The organism is Legionella shakespearei DSM 23087, assembly GCF_000373765.1.
In the GTDB taxonomy this organism is placed as follows: Bacteria; Pseudomonadota; Gammaproteobacteria; order Legionellales; family Legionellaceae; genus Legionella; species Legionella shakespearei.
In genome coordinates this window covers 1-18,228 of the sequence record NZ_KB892414.1, presented here as the reverse complement: position 1 = coordinate 18,228, position 18,228 = coordinate 1, and the positions used below count along the sequence as shown (strand labels likewise).

Sequence of the window (18,228 nt, the reverse complement as noted above, 5' to 3'; positions counted from 1 at the left end):
ATGTCCCGTATTACGCTCCGCTAATACGGGCTACGACACTAATGTTTTGGCCAGGATGAGGGTTTTCTGCGTTCTGATAACAAAACCCACCTGGAGGCACGCCGTTCTGGGGGCGAAGAATGCTTGGGGGGAGGGTGTAGCCTGTATTAGCGGAGCGTAATACAGGATCGAAGTGGTAATGTCCCGTATTACGCTCCGCTAATACGGGCTACGACACTACGAGACATTCTGCGTTTATCCCCAGATTTACGTCGTCCTGAGCGCGTCTTTTGGCGCGAAGGATCTCCTGAAAGTGGCACGGTGCCAATATTTGGAGATCCTTCGCGCCAAAAGACGCGCTCAGGACGACGTGGATTGGGGAATGACCTTGGACTCAGGATAACAAATAAAGTTGTCCCATCAGTTTTTTTTCATTAATCGGTTTTTGGATCATGCCAATATACTTATCGGGCCGTACTAAAACTACAGTTGGCTTTCTAAAACCAAAACGCTTGTGAACCTGTTGTTCTTCATCCATCCAAAAATTTATTTTTCCATCGCGTTTTTCTGTTTTCTTATTAAGAACCACATGAATCTTGGTTGATTGAGAGTATTTTTTAGCCAGAGAGCGGGCCAAACTAATGAGTTGCGGTACTTTTTTATCGTTCAAACCCACAAAAATAAAAAGATGATGCTGGGTACCCTGAACAATAGAAATACTGTTTTGTGCTTTTTGCGTTGCGTATTCAGTTAATTGAAACGCAGGAAAATAGTCACCAGCCTTCACATGTTTCACACAGCCTGACTGATGTACTATAGGACTTTTGGCGTAACAAATGGAAAGTTCGGCAAGGTCTTTGGCCATGAAATTTCTAACACGCTTAAAAGAAGCCATGAATCCTATAAAGGCATTACGCAGAGTGACCAGAACGGGTTGCCTCAACAGCATGATTCGTGTCATTTTATCTGTCTTTTTCAGTATTTCATGCCCTACCGGGAAGCGTTCGGCATGGTAGCTGTTGAGTAATTCAGGTTTGGCGTTCCTTTTTTCTACCAAAGCCAATTTCCAGGCTAGGTTATAGATGTCCTGAAGCCCTGTATTTAAACCTTGTCCACCCATGGGGCTATGAATATGTGCTGCATCCCCCGCAAAAAATACTCTGTCGCATCGATACTGCTGAATCTGGCGATGGTGGATGGAAAATGGAGTTAACCAAATCGGGTCAGAAAGTGTAGCGGGATCCGAGCTGCGTTGTTTAAATTCGTTCCGGATGTCTTCCAGGGTTGGATTCTCTGTACCCTTTTGCGGAGCGGTCATCACCACGCGATAGCGTTTATTTCCCATAGGGAAGCAGGCCAGAGGACCTTTATCGCTAATGTATATGGCCATGCGGTTATCTGGCACTTGCCAATCGATTAACAGATCGGCAAGCCACCAGGCTTGTTTGTATTCAGCACCTTTAAATTCGGCATCAACCTGGTGTCTTACCGTACTGTGTGCTCCATCACAGGCGATAAGCCAGTTGGCACTGAATAATTCAATTTTGTTATTAGGCTTTTTAATCGTCGCGGTAATTTCATTAGGCGCCTGGATTAAATGGGTGAGTTCAGTTTCCCATTCAACATGAATCCCTTTATCCTGCAGGGATTTATTGAGTATGGCTTCTGTTTTATCCTGAGGGAGATCAATTAAATAGTGCCTGCTGGCTTCTATGTCAGCAAAAGTAGCATTGACCAGAGTTTTACCACGGGATTTAAACAGTACTCCATCAACCTGATGTCCTTGCTTTAAAAATTCATCAATCAGCCCGCAGTCTTCTAATACATCCAGAGTACGGATGTGAATGCCGAGGGCTTTGGATTGTTCGCTCAGGTGTGTTTTTTTATCAATGATGCGACATGTCAATCCATGACGTGTCAGTTCGTTAGCGCAGAATAATCCTACGGGTCCGGCACCCACAATGAGAACATCAATAATATTTTGCGACACGGTTTTCATATTCCTTTATTTGATTTTTAATCTCATTGAGAAGAAGATAAGGAGGAAGACTCTTCTTCCTCAATAATAATTTCTTCCTCTTTTTGTACTAATACTGCTGGAGCAAAAAATCGAACCGCATTTTGTTCCCTGGTGGCTTCAGCTTCAACGGGATCAAAGGACTTGAACTCTGCAAAACAATTCAGACACCTTTCCATGGTGCTTATGCACAAAACCGCGGTGGATACTGATATGGCAAAACCAAGAATGGGATTGCACGCTATCGCAGGAATACCGACAGAGATGCACGCTACATAGCAGGCGGCAGCCGCTGCAGCCCAGAACAGCAACTCACACATTTTGAATATGTTGGAAAGCAGAACATCCAGAGTTCGGCAATCACCAAGATCTTCCACAGAACTCATTGCTTCATCTGCAGTTATATTCCCGGACTTCACTTGCTGTAGAGTCAGGAACAAATGTCGGTATTCATCAACAATCTCCTGGCCGGCACATTCAGAAGAGGTTTTGTTAAAAGCGCGTCGGTAGTAGGCTTTAATTTTGTTTAATTCACGTTCAAAATCATCACTTTTTTGGAGACCTTCAAAAAGAGATTCAAATTGCGTTTCACAGTTTATAATTTCATCTGCTAATTTTGCAGCACTATCATAAGAAGGCATAATATAACTCTCAAGTAAATATAAGGAAAAAAAGACTGCTTTCGGCGGATATGTAACCAAAATGATGGCAGTATATCACCATCTTTGTTTGGGATTAAAGATGGTGCGTGGATTTCTCTACATCGCCCGATTCACGTCGTCTGATCCACGTCGTCCTGAGCGCGTCTTTTGGCGCGAAGGATCTCCAAGTATTGGCACCATGCCGCTTTCGGGAGATCCTTCGCGCCAAAAGACGCGCTCAGGACGACGTAGTTCAGAGGACGACGTAGATCGGGGAATGACTCAGGACGAAGGGCTCTGAGGATGATATGTAATTGTCACATACTCTTTTTTATTGCTTCCTTTTGTGAGGTAAACAGTAAAGAATTGCCAAGCGTGCTTTGCAGGCGTTCTATACTCAGGCACTTGGAGCCTTGCATAAACTCCCGTTTCATTGGGCTGGCTTTTTCCCAGGCTGATTGCCAGGGTTCATACGGGGCTGCAGGAAGACCCAGGGCATGTGCAACATGCTGTTGTAAGGTACCCATAGGTTGCGGGTTGCCGTCGGCAATATTATAAAGCGAATAAGACGTTTTTCTCTGGCTGAGTTGGTAAGCTATTGTTGCCAGATCGCGTACATAAATATGATTAATCAAAGGGGCTTTGCTTTCTTCTATTAAAGGCGTGCACGCTTTGGCTGCATCAATTGGTAAACGTTGAGGACCATAAATTCCTGCGATGCGTAACAGAATTGGCTCTGTCTTATGTTCCTTGCTATAAGTTAACCATTGTTGTTCTGCGTCTAATCGTCGTAGTTGGCGCGGATGCTGAATGAAACAGGGGGATTCTTCATTCACCCAGGCGCCTTGATGGTTACCATAAACGCCACTTGAACCAAAATAAATGATTTTTTGGGCTTGTATACGGCTTTGTTCAAGAAAATGCTTGAGAACACTGTCTGTGTCGCCTTGTGATGACGGCGGGATTAAGTAATAAAGTACGGTTTCAGGTTCGTCCCAATAGAAAGGGCTGGTTAAGTCATGCATCACATGATTCAAGCCCGCCTGCTGCATGTTTTCGTCAAGATGCCGTGAAACAGCCGTAACCTGTAGGTTTTCCCTAAGCAAGATCTGGGCTAAATAATAACCGCAATAGCCATAGCCTAAAATTAAATGATGCATGAAACTCCTCGTTGTGTTGTAGCACGATCCACGTCGTCCTGAGCGCGTCTTTTTGCGCGAAGGATCTCCAAATACTGGCACCATGCCGCTTTCAGGAGATCCTTCGCGCAAAAAGACGCGCTCAGGACGACGTAGATCGGGGAATGACTTCGTTGCCACTTCGATCCCGTATTACGCTTCGCTAATACGGGCTACAACAACCTAGACTACATTCGGCACAGGTTTTGAAAATCACAGTGCTCGCATAGGGTTGTTTTGGCCGGTTTGGGAGGGCAATAGCCTTTTTGAAACTCTTCTGACAATTGGGTTAACTGCTCTCGCCAGTCTGTTCGGCACTGCTCCCAGGTTTCTTCCTTCTTTAACGCGCTGACCCCTTTGACATCCAGTTTTTCTTCACTCAAACCATTACATAATACCTTCCCTGTTTTTAATTGCATTAACAGTAAGGTATTAATTTGCTCATCTAATAATGCGTACAATAATAATTGTGGCTCCTGTGGCCTTTCTTCATTCCAGGGTTTGCTGATGGGCAAATTACTTTTGTAGTCTATGAGCCATTTTCTGTCGTTTACCTGATCCAGTCGATCTACCCTGACTTTAAAATCCAGACCTGCCAAATGGACAGAAAAAGATTCTTCCAATGCGCTCACTTCAAAAGGTGGGCGGCTTTTTTCCCAATCTAAGGAAGCCATAATCAATCTTTTTAAACGAGTGTATTCTACTTCCTGCACTAACTGAGGAAATGAATCCGGATGTTCCTTTTTCAGTGGTTCCAATGCGGTTTGTATTGCCTGATCAATGCACTGTTCCAGTTCTTGTGCGCTCATACGCAGCAGATTCTGTTGATTTTGTAATTCCCGCCATAACAGTTCCATCACTTTATGGGCAACGATTCCTTTTTCTTTAGGATCCAGTCCATCTGAAGTCTGCAGCGATGGTTTTGCTTTCAAACGATGTTCTGCAAAGGCTTTAAAAGGGCATTTGGCCTGATTGGCTAATAAAGAAGTGCCTCCTGAAATGGTTTCATTGACAGTGATCGGCAAGTCATAGCTTTCTTCAAAGGAAATCAGGCTGGATGGTTGTTCTTGAGGAGTGGCGTCAGGCAGCGGGGCAAAATCTGGCAAGTCTGCAATCAGAGAACAGGGTAAATTGGGTGTATCGCCAAGCAGCCTTGAAAAACTGAAGACACTATCCTTACTTCCTTGCTCCAATCTTTGCACTGTTTGCCGGGCAAAATTTAACTCCCGTTCCGGAAGACTGTGCGGCATATTCAGTTCACGTTGCAGTTGGGGTGGAATAAATGCGGACAGTTGTACTTTTTGTGGTAGGCATTGATCGGTTAACCCCATCACCCAAAGGCTATCAAATTCACAGCCAGAGGCCTCCAATAATCCTGAAATTTGAATCGGGGCATTGGATTTTTGTGCCTGGAAAATAGTGTTATCGAGAAGATAGGTTAACGTATTTAGCGCTTCTTTTTGACTCAAATGGCTGGTAATCACTGTAAATTGCCGAAATTCATTCAAAAGGTTAGTAAAACGGTTAAAGCATTGGTAATTTTCAGAATTCAACCCATAATCGCCAGGAAAACCCATAGCACTTAGGCGATTTTGGAACTGCACTATCCATTCCTGAGGCGTTGCTTTTGTTGGATAAGGAGTGAGTGCGCCTAATAAGTCAGTCAGTTTAGGTGCGCAAGTATTTATATTTTGCATGAAACTTTTTAAAGGAACGGTCTGCTCCTGCAACAGGGTACTTTCTTGCAGGTAATGTGACCTTTGAATGAATTCCTCCTTTGCTCCGCCAAGATAGGGTGATTGCAGCAACAGACTTGCTTCGTGATGGCTTAGCTGCAGGGGATTTAATTGCAACCAGGTCAGGGCGTGTGACATAATAGGAAATTCACTAAGGGGCTGGCCTAAAGAGACGTTAAATAATGACGTATCAAAATGTTGTGCCAAACGCCTTTGTACATTACGTGATTCCTGGGCTAAATCAGGGATAACGACCCCAATCTTTTGCTCGCCCTGGCTGATTTTTAAATGCAACCATGCCATTAACTGCTGGTATTCTTCTTTATTGTCTGCGGCTGAAAAAAGCTGCAATTGGGTACTTCGTTCCGGTAAATCATAGCGATATTGCACCACCCCGTGTTCGTTCAGATGGCGCTGCAGGCTTATTTGTTGCGGATTAAATTCATCAAAACAAACCCAGACAACTGCTTTTTGAAACGAGGTTGACCCTGAATTGATGAGGTAGGGCACTAATTGATGTTCGCTAATTGCTTGAATCTGTTGCAGTTGTTTATCAAAAATTCGCCACCAGGTTTGAAATTGCCGTGTTTGTGGCGTGTAATGAAAAGCCTGGTGTTCCGGGCTGATTTGCCATTGCAAACAATGTTTCCATGCTTCCATGACGGAGTGCAATAAGCCTTCACTGAAGGTAATTTCCGCATGGGACTGGATTATTTTGCGCCACATATATTGGCATTGTGCATTATTTAATACGAGAGGGTGACATAATTCCGGGGTTTTAAATTTTAAATGTTGGTATGCTTTGGTAATTGCAGTGGTATAAGGGTAGCAACCGGGTTTGTCTATACTCTTATGGTTGCACGAAGTAAAATACTGTTGCAGTAAGGCAGCACTTAATCGATTATTGGGGGTTATAACTGTTGCACCTTGCGCTAATAAATCAAACAGTTTCTTCTTGTTATTTAAATCATGCATAAGTTTAATAGCCAAATGTCTGGAACTAAATGCGGCAGTTGACTACCGCATTTAATTATTTAGCGATGCGTGGTACGAACCTTATGCGGCTGCTCTTCTTTGTCTTGCAACAAGTCAGGTTTGGCTACAGGTCTGCGTCGCTCATAAGTATGCAAGATATCGTATACTAACTGGCCACGTAAATACATAGCTGCCAGACCGGATGCGATAGCGAGAAGAATGCCGAAAAGGATATAACTATAGGCAAGTACAACCAGGTAAAAGAAAATCATATCGCGCAGAGTAGCTACGGCATAAAGTTGTGCATTTTCTTCATGCATGAGAAGTACTAAACCCAGTGCGAAGAATGGAAGTGAAGCAATAACCATGGTGAAACCTAACCAAAATGTCTTGGCTTTATAGGGTTTTTTACAATGAACAATGCTTTCGCCAAAGACTGCGCCGGTGATCGCCGCCACAATCATTCCCAAAAGCACTGCTTCAAAGACGGGTATTATTTCTTCTACTCCAAGCGAGGTGAGGAAGGCATTAATAAGGATAGTACCCACCACGGAAAGCAGGCCGAAATATATGGCCGCCAGTAAGCGTGGATTAGAAAACGTAAGTGCTGGATCCTGTTTTTTCATAATACACCTGAAGAGTAAGATTCCATATGTATAATTTTAGTACAAAAATTGCCGTTTGATAGTCATTAATGGTTTGAATGTTAAATAAAATGATAGGGAGTAAATTTGTAACAGGGAGTAAATTTGTAATCATGTAACAGGTTTGGTCTTGCCCCATTCCCACGTCGTCCTGAGCGCGTCTTTTTGCGCGAAGGATCTCCAAATATTGGCATCATGCCGCTTTCGGGAGATCCTTCGCGCAAAAAGACGCGCTCAGGACGACGTGGGAATGGCAAGACACTTGAGGGACGGACCGGGATGTTGGCGGATTAAGTTTGTACAAATTGTCTAATTTTTATTAGAAACTGTCCCGGACCCACTGCCATTAAGCGCTACTCCGCCGTACCGCGGCTTGTCCGCGGTATCCAGAGATCCAAGTTCGGAGTGAGATTCCTGGATCCCGCGGACAAGCCGCGGGACGGCGGAGCTCTTTAACTTAATGGCAGTGCGTCCCGGACCGCCCCCCGCCAATTAATCCTCTGGCGCACAGCTTCTAATAAGCTCCTGAACTTTTTGCAAGCCTAATTCCCGCATGAGGGTGCAGTTTTTTTCTGGAATTGTATCGGTATCACCATAAGCATGAATTGCTTTTTCCAGCATGTCTTCTCTTAAAAGATGGAGCATGGGGTAAGGCGAACGATTGGTATAATTGGAAACGTCTTCCGGATCGCTGTCGGCAAAATAATAATCCGGATGAAAACTGGCCAGTTGGTATGTTCCTTCATAGCCTTGAACCTGAATTAACTGTTCGGCCAAATCCACAAAATCCAGATAAGCAAAAAAATCCTTAAAGGCATGGGAAAAAACCAGTAAGGTAGTTTCCACTGCTGGATTTTCATCCAGAAAAAGAACTTCAGACATCAAGTCTTCCAATGCCTGAGCTTTCTTTTTGCTTTCTGAGACGGAAATTCTCAATGTGCCTTTATTCACCGAGCCTTTAGCAAAGGGGCAGATGTTTAAAGGGACAATAAAGGAGCGTATCCAGTTTAATGTATGCTTCACTATAAAAGGGTCGGATTGCGTCATGGCTTCTGGTTCATTCGTTTATTTTGTCGGCTATTGTACAGCGCAAAGTGTAAATTGCAATTTCATGATTTCAGTCCACAATGACTCTCAATTGGACAATTATTACCATATATTGTAAGATAAGCGTTTTTAATCAGTCACTATTTCGGTGTTGTATGCATGCAGAAGTGAAGTCAGTTAAAAGCCTTGAAATGAGAAAAGAGCAATGGCTTCAATCAATCAAGAGTTCTGATCTGAAATCACAGTTTGCCTTTTTCATTGAGAAAGAAAAAGAATTCAGACGTGTATTGTGTCTTGATGGCTCGGTATTGCCTGTTATGGGTACAAAAACTGATGGTGCTTATAACATTTTTATTATTGGTCCCAGAATTGGTAAAGGGGCTGAAGGCGCTGTTTATTTTGCTTATGATTTGCTCCAGGACAAAGTGCTGGTAGTAAAAGAAATTATTCCCAATGGTCAACCTGAAGAATACGTTACACCTGAAAAAAATGCATTACAGGCAGTGGACAGGTTGTTTGGGCATTACATTGCCAACCCTTCTCGAGATCAATACCACAGGGAATATCTTTTTATGCCTTTCTATCCCGGAGGCAACTGCATCGATTTAATGTATGAATTAAATCACGAGTTTGATAAAGAGGATTTTCGGCGTTATACGGCCAAAAAACAGTTACCTATGGAATTAATTCTTGATAGTGCAGAAGCGGCTTTACTTGAATTAAAACTTTTGGGCGAACGAGGCGTCATTCACCGTGATATTAATCCTTTTAATATCATTTGTTCTACCAAAGAAACTGAGAGCGGAATAGCGCTTAATGAACTGCATGTCATTGATTTTGGTACGGCCTTATTAGTCAACAAGTCCCGCACTCATGCAATTACAGGTACTTTTGGTTATACCCCTCCTGAAATTGATGTGTGTGAATCAAAAAATGAACAGAGTAAACATAAGAAAAAAACCAAGAAACGTACTTATGACTTTAGTTCAGACTTGTTTTCTCTGGGCGTTTTTTTAGCGGAACTGATAACGACTGCCAATTATCAGGAATACAGAATCAAAAAAATGGCCGAAATTGCCAAAAAAGAAGGCTTTTCCAGACCGCTTACTTTGCAAGAAATCAAAGAGGGAATGCCTGATATTTTTGCAGCTACAACGGAAGAAACATCAACCAAGAAACAGGCATTTATTCATTTAGTGCACACTCTTATGGATGAAGATCCTGAAAAAAGAAGAACTGTAAAAGCAGGTATTCATTCCATTAATGGGATAAGAAACGGCCATGGACTATTAAAACGCACCTCCAAGCGTTTTCTGGATTTGACCTTCCATGGTGCCCAGTCTGTTCCTTCATTGCCAAGTCCAAGAAGCCCGAGACCCAGTACCTCAGATGCGCTTATCCAACAGATTACTCCCCCTCTTGTGCGCAGGAACACGCTGACGGGCAGTGACATTAAAGTAGAAGACAAGCCCGTTTCCACCTCCCCTTTGGCTGGAAGACATTCCAGGCTTGATTTGTCCCGCAGTGCGAATAGTCTGAATCTCAGGAATTTATTGGGAGCAACCTCTACAGACAATCACGTCAATTTTGAACCAGAAAATAGTTCAGGAACCCGAACATTACGAAGGCAGGCTTCTGCGGTACTGAGCACTACTGCAGGTGAAAACTTTCCACAGAACAGCGAACAAGATATTATAGAATTACCAGATAATGGATTGTCTTTGTAATACAAACGGATTTGTCTATGCAGAAAATATGTCAGTTTCTTTTAAAATTGTTCGGATGGAAGCTTGTCGGTGCTTTACCTGATGATAAAAAATTCATCATCATAGTAGCTCCCCATACCAGTAACTGGGATTTTATTATTGGTTTGTGCGCCCGTTTCGCGGTGGGCGTTAAAGTTAACTTTCTGGCAAAACACCAATTGTTTGCCTTTCCTTTAGGGATGGTGATGCGGGCCATAGGTGGTGAGCCTGTGTATCGCTCTCGTCATGATAATAAAGTGGAACAAATCGTGGATGTGTTTCGTAATACGGAAGTACTGCGGTTGGCTCTGGCACCGGAAGGGACACGTAGCCCGGTTACCCGTTGGAAGGAGGGGTTTTATTATATTGCCTGTAAAGCGGGGATTCCTATTGTGATGCTCGGCTTTGATTACCCTACTAAAGAAATCCGTATTCAGGAACCTTTTTGGCCTACCGGGGATATTAATAGTGATTTTCCCAAAATTCTTGCTTTTTTTCGTACGATTCAGGGGCGTAGGCCTAAAGTAATTCCGGATTATCAGCCTAAAGATGAGGGTGGGGATAGGGATACGAAGTGACAGTTATTATAAAATAGTAGCCTTGATGCAGCGACAGCGAAATCAAGGTTTTCATATTCCTAAAGATCTGAAAGCTAAGGAAAACCTTGATTCCGCTGTCGCTGCATCAAGGCTACAGTTTTTTTATATTTTAAATCAGTTGTAGGCTTGATGTAGTGAAGCGAAATCAAGGTTTTCATAATAATAAGATCTTAAAATTAAGGAAAACCTTGATTCCGCTGTCACTGCATCAAGGCTACAGTTTTTCTATATTTTAAATCAGTTGTAGCCTTGATGTAGTGAAACGAAATCAAGGTTTTCATAATAATAAGATCTTAAAATTAAGGAAAACCTTGATTCCGCTGTCGCTGCATCAAGGCTACAGTTTTTTTATATTTTAAATCAGTTGTAGGCTTGATGTAGTGAAACGAAATCAAGGTTTTCATAATAATAGGATCTTAAAATTAAGGAAAACGACGGTATTTTAAAAATGCTTTCTCAAAATATCCAGTTCCTGGTGCATTTTTTCCATTTCTTCGAGTAGTTCCAGTGCCAGCGCTACTCCCGGTAAATTAATCCCCAAATCCCTGTGCAGGCGAAAAGCGGATTCGATGCGGCGAAGTTCCTTTTGACTCAGCGCTATTTCTTCCGGATTAGTGGGCTGTTCAGGAAAGATGCCTTGTTCCACCATCTCGCTCAGTAATTCTTTTGGAATATTATATTTACGGCATACTTCAACAAAGGAAATGGTGGTTGTTTCTTCGATAAGCACGCCAATTAAAAGAGTGTCTTTGTTCATGCTTATACTCCCATCTTGTCACGTGGATTAAAGGGCATTGTTTCAGCCATTTTTTTATATAATTCTTTTTCGGTTTCAGTAGTGGCTGGTGGTGTTATGATTTTTAACAGTACGTACTGATTACCGGGCGTTGATCCGGGAAGCCCTCGGTCTTTAATCCTTAGCTTTTGTCCGCCTTGTGAACCTGCCGGAATTTTTAAATCAATTTTTCCACCCAAAGTCGGCACGGTAATCGTGGAACCTAAAGCTGCTTCCCAAGGGGCAACGGGCAGGGTGAGGTAAATGTCATTATCCATCACATCAAATAAAGGATGCTTCAGAACGTCAACTGTCAGATAGAGATCGCCGCGTGGACCGCCATTAAAACCACTGGCTCCCTGTCCTGCCAGACGAACTTGTTGTCCTGATTTGATTCCAGCAGGGATTTTTACATTCAAGGTTTGTAATTTGGTTTCATTGCCTTGATCTACCGGAACCTGAACGCTTTTTACCGTGCCTTTATAAGCCTCTTCCAGGCTGATGTTTATTTTTCCCTGATAATCCTGGCCGGCCATGGGCTGTTGTTGCTGTTGGCGGCGGGCATGACCAAATATGGATTCAAATAAATCACTGTCGAACTGCACGTCCTCATAGGGATTTTCTCGTCCTGCATGAGAGTAGGAGTATCCTCCCGATTGCTGTGCTCTTTGATTAAATTCGCGATGCTTCAGGTATTGATCGTATTCAGCCCTTTTTTTCGTGTCACGTAACACGTCATAAGCTTCACCCATTTCTTTAAAGCGCTCTTCTGCATTGGGTTCTTTGCTGATGTCAGGATGGTATTTCCGGGCTAATTTGCGATAGGCCGTTTTAATGTCTTTTTCAGAGGCATCCGGGCTTACACCCATGATTTTATAATAGTCTTTATCCATAATTATCGTCTCTCAAGCTGTATTTTAAGCAGAGATAATGAGTGCATTGCCATCATTTTCTCTTCATTTGCCGGGATGACCAGTACAGAACAAGGGGGAAGGCATCCAAGCCTGCTCAGGATATTTTCTCTTATTACTGCAGAATTTTCACCGATTCCGCCAGTGAATACAAGACCATCTATACCACCCAGCGACACAGTCATCATGGCTATGAATTGTGCTGCTTTAAGGCAAAAATAATCCAGAGCGAACCGGGCTGATTCTTCAGGGCTGCTTTGCAATACTTTTACATCATTGGTCAAGCCAGATAAACCGAGGAGTCCTGATTCATTATAAAGTATGTCTTCCACATCATATGACGATAAACCCAATTCACGGATCATATAGGTGATGGCTCCGGGATCAAGGCTACCGCAGCGGGTTCCCATGGGCAAACCATCCAGCGCAGTGAGTCCCATGGTGGTATCAATGCTAACCCCCTTGTGCATGGCACATAAACTGGCTCCATTCCCCAAATGAGCGGTAACAACCCGGCCATCAGCCAGGTCTGGATGTTCTTTTTTAAGGCTGTAAGCTATCCATTCATAAGAAAGGCCATGGAATCCATAACGCCTTATTCCTTGTTCCCGCAAATGCAAAGGCAGCGCGTAAGTAGAAAAGAGGGGGCCGTGCCCGGCATGGAATGCGGTATCGAAACAGGCAATTTGCGGCAAATCAGGATCGATACGATGAATAATGTCTATAGCAGCCAGATTATGCGGCTGGTGCAAAGGGACAAGTGGATTGAGTTTTTTTAATTGCTGCATTATTTCTGCATTGATGAGTACGCTATGGGTAAATAATTCACCGCCGTGCACCACGCGGTGAGCCGCTGCCTTAATTTTCCAATTTTGATTTTGTTTTTTCAGCCATTGAAGAATAAGTTGAATGGCTTGTTCGTGATCGCAATCCTGAGAAAGACGTTCTTTATCTTTAGTTTCGGTTGTTTCATTGACCGCACTAAATTCCGGCTCAGTACCCAAATTGGCAATTTTTCCTCTCGCGAGCGAATCCAGTTCGGGCGTATACGAAAATACCTGAAATTTAACGCTGGACGATCCTGAATTAATGATGAGTAATACCGGCATCGTCATTTTATTTTTCCTGCTTTGCGCGCCGCGGAAATTTTAACTGCTACCGCACAGGATAATAATCTGGTTCTTAATGAGTCAGCTCTGCTGGCTAATATGATAGGAACTCTGGCACCTAAAACAATGCCGGCAGCGTCCGCGTTACCCAAAAAGGTCAGTTGTTTTGCCAGAATATTGCCTGATTCAATTTCAGGAACCAGCAAAATATCGGCATCGCCAGCGACAGCCGAGACTATATTTTTTTCTGCAGCGGCCTCTTTGCTGATCGCATTATCAAAAGCCAGCGGTCCATCTAAAATGCCGTCATAAATTTGTCCGCGATCTGCCATTTTACACAAGATGGCGGCATCTATTGTTGCTTGCATTTTAAGATTAATCACTTCAACAGCCGCCAGGATTGCTACTTTGGGTTTGCTGTCAGCGTCATACAACACCCGCCAAAGATTAATCGCGTTTTGACAAATATCCGCTTTATCAGCAGTATTGGGGGCGATATTGATGGCTGCATCAGTGATCAGTAAGGGTTTATGATAGCTTGGCACGTCCATGACATACACATGACTGATACGGTATTTGGTGCGTAATCCTGAAGCCTGGGGAACTACGGCAGACATGAGTTCATCTGTATGTAAGGCTCCCTTCATGATGGCATCTACCATTCCTGAGGCAGCTAATTCGACTGCCTTCATCGCCGCGGCATCACTATGTTCGGTATCCATAATTTCCCATTGTGTCAGGTCAATGTCTGCTTCCTGGGCTGCGGATTTGATTTTGGCTACAGGACCAATCAACACCGGTGCGATTAATCCTGCCTCGACTGAATCATACACGGCTTCCAGGACATTAGCAGTTACAGGATGAACAACAGCAGTCTTAATCGGCGGCAAATTACGGCATGATTCAATAATCGTTTTAAAATGGTCGTTGCTCATGATTCCTTCCTATTTTTGTAATACATAGCTGCCGGGGGCATCTTTTAAAGTGCTTTTTAGTTTAGGTGCTGCAACCATACGCGGTGACGAATGGTGTACCAGCCACTCATGCCAGGCCGTCCACCAGGAACCTTCCCGTTTTGGGGCTTCTTTTAGCCAGGTATTGGGATCGAGATAGGAGGAATCCTTTTTTCGCTCCCGAATGTGGTAACTTCGTCCTTCATGTCCCGGTTCGCTGACTATCCCTGCGTTGTGGCCGCCATTGGTCAACACGAAGGTGATGTCACTGTTAATGATTAAATGTGTTTTATAAACTGATTTCCAGGGCGCCACATGATCCTTTTCTGTGCTGACGACAAAAGAGGGTTGCTGGATGTTTTCTGCGACTATGTGTTTTCCTTCAACAGTAAACCTTCCCTCAGCAAAGTCATTATTAAGAAACAGTTTTTCCAGATATTCACTGTGCATTTTATAGGGCATACGGGTTGCGTCAGCATTCCAGGCCAATAAGGCAATCATCCCTCTTTGGGTGCCGTGCATGTAATCCTGAACCATCTTCGACCAGATCAAATCATAGGAGCGTAGCATTTGAAAGGTACCTGCCATTTGTTTGGTATCAAGATAACCTTGTTCCCACATCATACTTTTAAGAAACGATACTTCACTTTTAGTGATAAAGAGCAACAGTTCGCCTGCTTCGGTAAAATCGCCTTGTGCCGCGAGCAGGGTGAGACTTTTTAGCCGGGTATCTTTTTCTTTAGCCATGGCTGCGGCTGTGATCATGGCGAGCGTGCCTCCCAGGCAATAACCCATTAAATGGATTTTGGCATTGGGTATGGCATTCGATACACCATCAATTGCGGCCATGGCGCCCATGCGGTAGTAATCATCCATGTCCAGATTGCGATCTTTGCTGGTAGGATTGCGCCAGGAAACGATAAAGACGGTATGGCCTTGCTCTGTGAGCCAATTGACCAATGAGTTTTCGGGTAATAAATCCAGAATGTAATACTTCATGATCCAGGCTGGCAGGATTAATATGGGTTCTTTATATACTTTGGGTGTTTGTGCTTCATATTGAATTAATTCAATCAGGTGATTGCTGAATACAACTTTTCCCTTGGTAATGGCGACCTGTTTTCCGGGAATAAAATGTTCAACACCCGCCGGGGGAGAACCTGTTATTTTTTCCATAAAATCCTGAATGGCCAGTTCAGTTCCACGAACCAGATTTTTGCCTTGTGAACGAATGGTTTCCTGAAACAAATCAGGATTGGTCAGGACAAAATTCGAAGGCGACAGGGAATCAAGAAGTTGTCTCATGTGAAAAGCAACCGTTCTTTTGACCGGTATGGGTAAACCGGGAATTTTAGTAGTGGCCTGCATACACCAGGCTTCGAGCTGCAGAAATTGTTCCGCCCAGAGCCGCCATGGGTAAATGCTCCAGTTTTCAGTATGAAAGCGGACGTCTTTTCCATCTCCTGGTGTTTCTTGCGTTACCAGATTATTCAGGCAATCACCCATATGCAATAAAGGGTAAGTGGCAAGTCTGGTCAGGGTTCCTGGGGATTGAGCCAATTGCGAGAGCCAGGAAAAATAGGACGTTCCCAAAGCTGCCGGGCTAAGGCCTGCGGTCAGCTTGCCGAGATTAGCCTGATAGAATCTGTCCATGTATCTGAACAAGGTATCTGTTTCTCCCAGATCATTGTGGTCCTTGGATTTTCGGGGGGGAGCCTGTTTTCTTTTTTCAGCAGAACCATGCGGCACTTCTTTTTCTTTTTTCATTAGTAACGTCCTGTAAGTAGCTGATTTATAAAAAACAGTATAGCAGTTTTATGTCAGAGCGGTATGTGACACTGTCATTGTAATATGTTATGTTAAGGTACTATATAAAGGGGCAGACGACCCTGGCCTGGAAGGAGCATCTAATGCAAAAAAAATCGATACAGAGTATTGTTGTGGGTATGTTGTTTTTGTTAACCGGATGTATGAATAATTCTGTGGGTACCCCCAGTCTATTCAGCCCGGCACCGGCTGGAATGACTTTGACACAGTCAGTGCAAGATGCATTGGCGGGACAAGATGATCCTGTGTTGGCGCGTGTTCATGTTACTACCAACCAAAATACCGTGATTTTAAGTGGTTATGTGAAGAAAATTCGTCAAAGTGATACAGCAGAACAAATTGCTCGTCAGGTTCCCGGTGTGCAGAATGTGGTGAATAATCTGATTGTGCGTCAGTGAAGTTAAGAGTGGTTGATTTAAAATAGCCTTGATTACGCTATCGCTCTGAGTGATCCTCTCCTGTTTTAACCTTGTAAAAAGGATTCAAATAAACAGGATGCTCTTCGCAAGTAGCCCCTCCACCTCCGGGGGAGGGTGCCCGACAGGGCGGGTGGGGGGATCAAAAAGACTACTCAAGATCTAAAACAACATAGCTTATCTGATAGAACAATCCTTTTTGAGCCCCCCATCCGCCCTGTCGGGCACCTTCCCCCGGAGGGGGAAGGCGATTCTGCATAGATCTGAGTGTTACTGAATAGGTGAGGATCACTCAGCGCTATCGCTGCATCAAGGCTACAGTTTTATAATTAAACCAATTATTTATTTTGCCTTTTTCTTTTCAACAACAGCAGTGTCACCACAGCAACTGCAATGGCAGCCACTGAATTTGTTATACAGCCAGGCAATCAGGGCACCGGTAATAAAGGCATCGATAAAACCAATGACGCCGCCGATAATACTTCCTGTTATTGACGGTTCGTACCCCATATATAAAGTAGACATGGCATCAACAAAGGGTTTTCCATAAGTAGACCAATAGGCGAGCAGTCCTAATAAAAATACAGACAGCCCCCATAAAACTCCTAATGCAAGGCCTAATCCGATGGGACTTAATTTACAACCATTCATAATATCTCCTTATAATAAGAATTGTATAAACCAAAGACCGCTAAAATCTTCTTATAGTGACATATAAATTGTTTGTACGAAAGGCAGGAATAATTCTTAGCGTCTACACTTAATGCATAATAATCATTGGCGAGAAATTATGAACTATTTACTGGGATGTTGTTTGAGCTTGTTATTGTTATGCCCTTGTTATGCTGAAAAAGCTGACCCTGCTTTGCCAGACAATCTGGTCAAGGTGACCAAGGAAAATAATCCCAAATGTGTCGAATTTGTGTCTTTTAAGGGGGAGATGTATTGCAGCCTGACCCCTCTGAATAATGCACCAGTGGATCCTGGAGTATTGAATTACGAAAAGCAAAACGTACAGTTTGATAATCGGCCGTGGAAAGCAGTGTGGGGGCAAAAGACTAATGCTATTGCTACGGTAGAATATATTCCTGTTGGTGACAACATCGATGAATGGAAAGAATTGGTTACAACCCAGTTTATACCTGGTTTTCAGGACGTGACCCCGGCTCAGTTTAAAAAAGGGTTTATCGCTAACCTGGATAAGTCTGGAATTACTTATACCGTCAATACTATTGAAGAAAAACCAGGCGAACTTATTTTTGAATTTAAAGTCACGGTTCCGGTGAATTTGCAGCAAGATGAAATTCAGAAGATTGTTCAGGGTAAAGATGGATTGTATATCCTGCATTATGCGATTAAAAAAGCGGATATGAGCAAGGAAAACAGGCAAAAATGGATTAATAATTTGCAGAAGAGTACTTTAAAATAATGTGAGTTTCGGATAAGAAGCGTGTTTGATCCAGTCGTTACTTCGATGCCGTTCGGGCTGAGGAGAGGCGGTAGCCTCGTCTCGAAGCCTTAGCACCATACCAAGGCTTCGAGACAGCGCTATCGCGCTTCCTCAGCCCGAACGGCATCGAAGTAACGACTGGATCAAACACGCTTCTTATTCGAAACTGACGTTAAAATAATGGGTAAGGTCATCAAAGATCCACATCCTCCCTCTTCGCGCCATC

15 protein-coding genes and 1 pseudogene are annotated in these 18,228 nt (G+C 43.5%); 4 read left to right on the top strand and 12 right to left on the bottom strand.

Going from position 1 to position 18,228, the window contains the following annotated elements; genetic code table 11:
• Positions 1-373: 373 nt before the first annotated feature.
• From B094_RS0110920 to B094_RS0110890, 6 genes are all read right to left on the bottom strand, one after another.
• Positions 374-1,978, bottom strand: a complete 1,605-nt coding sequence (locus B094_RS0110920; protein WP_018577848.1) for an FAD-dependent monooxygenase — start codon at positions 1,976-1,978, stop codon at positions 374-376.
• A 23-nt stretch (positions 1,979-2,001) separates the two neighbouring features.
• Positions 2,002-2,637 (bottom strand): DUF5638 domain-containing protein, encoded by a 636-nt coding sequence (locus B094_RS0110915; RefSeq protein ID WP_018577847.1) that lies wholly within the window; start codon positions 2,635-2,637, stop codon positions 2,002-2,004.
• A gap of 317 nt (positions 2,638-2,954) precedes the next feature.
• Positions 2,955-3,797 (bottom strand): SDR family oxidoreductase, encoded by an 843-nt coding sequence (locus tag B094_RS0110910; RefSeq protein WP_018577846.1) that lies wholly within the window; start codon positions 3,795-3,797, stop codon positions 2,955-2,957.
• A 206-nt stretch (positions 3,798-4,003) separates the two neighbouring features.
• The gene (locus B094_RS0110905) at positions 4,004-6,526 is read right to left on the bottom strand and encodes a PD-(D/E)XK nuclease family protein (protein WP_018577845.1); all 2,523 of its coding nucleotides are present in this window, start codon (positions 6,524-6,526) and stop codon (positions 4,004-4,006) included.
• A gap of 59 nt (positions 6,527-6,585) precedes the next feature.
• Positions 6,586-7,152 (bottom strand): hypothetical protein, encoded by a 567-nt coding sequence (locus B094_RS0110900; RefSeq protein WP_018577844.1) that lies wholly within the window; start codon positions 7,150-7,152, stop codon positions 6,586-6,588.
• 510 nt (positions 7,153-7,662) lie between these two features.
• Positions 7,663-8,217 (bottom strand): DUF1415 domain-containing protein, encoded by a 555-nt coding sequence (locus B094_RS0110890; RefSeq protein ID WP_018577842.1) that lies wholly within the window; start codon positions 8,215-8,217, stop codon positions 7,663-7,665.
• A 155-nt stretch (positions 8,218-8,372) separates the two neighbouring features.
• Between B094_RS0110890 and B094_RS0110885 the strand changes: the two genes are divergently transcribed.
• Both B094_RS0110885 and B094_RS0110880 read left to right on the top strand, forming a co-directional pair.
• Positions 8,373-9,944 carry a protein kinase domain-containing protein gene (locus B094_RS0110885; protein WP_018577841.1) on the top strand — a complete coding sequence of 524 codons (1,572 nt, stop codon included), beginning with the start codon at positions 8,373-8,375 and terminating at the stop codon, positions 9,942-9,944.
• A 17-nt stretch (positions 9,945-9,961) separates the two neighbouring features.
• Positions 9,962-10,540, top strand: a complete 579-nt coding sequence (locus B094_RS0110880; protein WP_018577840.1) for a lysophospholipid acyltransferase family protein — start codon at positions 9,962-9,964, stop codon at positions 10,538-10,540.
• 463 nt (positions 10,541-11,003) lie between these two features.
• Here the strand turns inward: B094_RS0110880 and B094_RS0110870 are convergent, their stop codons facing one another.
• The 5 genes and pseudogenes from B094_RS0110870 to B094_RS16105 form a co-directional block, all read right to left on the bottom strand.
• Positions 11,004-11,318, bottom strand: a complete 315-nt coding sequence (locus tag B094_RS0110870) for a chaperone modulator CbpM (protein WP_018577838.1) — start codon at positions 11,316-11,318, stop codon at positions 11,004-11,006.
• Between the two features lie 2 nt (positions 11,319-11,320).
• Entirely contained in the window at positions 11,321-12,229 is a 909-nt protein-coding gene (locus B094_RS0110865; RefSeq protein ID WP_018577837.1) for a DnaJ C-terminal domain-containing protein, read from the bottom strand.
• A 2-nt stretch (positions 12,230-12,231) separates the two neighbouring features.
• Positions 12,232-13,362, bottom strand: coding sequence for an acetate/propionate family kinase (locus tag B094_RS0110860; protein ID WP_018577836.1), 1,131 nt, complete (start codon positions 13,360-13,362; stop codon positions 12,232-12,234).
• Positions 13,359-14,294: pseudogene (locus B094_RS0110855) on the bottom strand (bifunctional enoyl-CoA hydratase/phosphate acetyltransferase); the annotation flags it as partial. The gene B094_RS0110860 and the pseudogene B094_RS0110855, both read right to left, overlap by 4 nt.
• A gap of 6 nt (positions 14,295-14,300) precedes the next feature.
• The gene (locus B094_RS16105) at positions 14,301-16,076 is read right to left on the bottom strand and encodes a PHA/PHB synthase family protein (protein WP_018577834.1); all 1,776 of its coding nucleotides are present in this window, start codon (positions 16,074-16,076) and stop codon (positions 14,301-14,303) included.
• Positions 16,077-16,219: 143 nt separating this feature from the next.
• Here B094_RS16105 and B094_RS0110845 point away from each other — a divergent pair, with 143 nt between their 5' ends.
• Positions 16,220-16,534 carry a BON domain-containing protein gene (locus B094_RS0110845; protein WP_018577833.1) on the top strand — a complete coding sequence of 105 codons (315 nt, stop codon included), beginning with the start codon at positions 16,220-16,222 and terminating at the stop codon, positions 16,532-16,534.
• 360 nt (positions 16,535-16,894) lie between these two features.
• Here B094_RS0110845 and B094_RS0110840 read toward each other — a convergent pair whose 3' ends face one another.
• Complete coding sequence (locus B094_RS0110840) at positions 16,895-17,203, bottom strand: bacteriophage holin (protein ID WP_018577832.1); 309 nt, start codon at positions 17,201-17,203, stop codon at positions 16,895-16,897.
• 139 nt (positions 17,204-17,342) lie between these two features.
• Between B094_RS0110840 and B094_RS0110835 the strand changes: the two genes are divergently transcribed.
• A complete protein-coding gene (locus tag B094_RS0110835) occupies positions 17,343-17,981 on the top strand; it encodes a hypothetical protein (protein ID WP_026253987.1) in 639 nt (212 codons plus the stop codon).
• Positions 17,982-18,228 lie beyond the last annotated feature (247 nt).

What these genes read in the sequence shown, in the direction of transcription:
- B094_RS0110920 (WP_018577848.1), bottom strand. Translation starts at nt 1,978, where the DNA reads ATGAAAACCGTGTCGCAAAATATTATTGATGTTCTCATTGTGGGTGCC.
- B094_RS0110915 (WP_018577847.1), bottom strand. Translation starts at nt 2,637, where the DNA reads ATGCCTTCTTATGATAGTGCTGCAAAATTAGCAGATGAAATTATAAAC.
- B094_RS0110910 (WP_018577846.1), bottom strand. Translation starts at nt 3,797, where the DNA reads ATGCATCATTTAATTTTAGGCTATGGCTATTGCGGTTATTATTTAGCC.
- B094_RS0110905 (WP_018577845.1), bottom strand. Translation starts at nt 6,526, where the DNA reads ATGCATGATTTAAATAACAAGAAGAAACTGTTTGATTTATTAGCGCAA.
- B094_RS0110900 (WP_018577844.1), bottom strand. Translation starts at nt 7,152, where the DNA reads ATGAAAAAACAGGATCCAGCACTTACGTTTTCTAATCCACGCTTACTG.
- B094_RS0110890 (WP_018577842.1), bottom strand. Translation starts at nt 8,217, where the DNA reads ATGACGCAATCCGACCCTTTTATAGTGAAGCATACATTAAACTGGATA.
- B094_RS0110885 (WP_018577841.1), top strand. Translation starts at nt 8,373, where the DNA reads ATGCATGCAGAAGTGAAGTCAGTTAAAAGCCTTGAAATGAGAAAAGAG.
- B094_RS0110880 (WP_018577840.1), top strand. Translation starts at nt 9,962, where the DNA reads ATGCAGAAAATATGTCAGTTTCTTTTAAAATTGTTCGGATGGAAGCTT.
- B094_RS0110870 (WP_018577838.1), bottom strand. Translation starts at nt 11,318, where the DNA reads ATGAACAAAGACACTCTTTTAATTGGCGTGCTTATCGAAGAAACAACC.
- B094_RS0110865 (WP_018577837.1), bottom strand. Translation starts at nt 12,229, where the DNA reads ATGGATAAAGACTATTATAAAATCATGGGTGTAAGCCCGGATGCCTCT.
- B094_RS0110860 (WP_018577836.1), bottom strand. Translation starts at nt 13,362, where the DNA reads ATGACGATGCCGGTATTACTCATCATTAATTCAGGATCGTCCAGCGTT.
- B094_RS16105 (WP_018577834.1), bottom strand. Translation starts at nt 16,076, where the DNA reads ATGAAAAAAGAAAAAGAAGTGCCGCATGGTTCTGCTGAAAAAAGAAAA.
- B094_RS0110845 (WP_018577833.1), top strand. Translation starts at nt 16,220, where the DNA reads ATGCAAAAAAAATCGATACAGAGTATTGTTGTGGGTATGTTGTTTTTG.
- B094_RS0110840 (WP_018577832.1), bottom strand. Translation starts at nt 17,203, where the DNA reads ATGAATGGTTGTAAATTAAGTCCCATCGGATTAGGCCTTGCATTAGGA.
- B094_RS0110835 (WP_026253987.1), top strand. Translation starts at nt 17,343, where the DNA reads ATGAACTATTTACTGGGATGTTGTTTGAGCTTGTTATTGTTATGCCCT.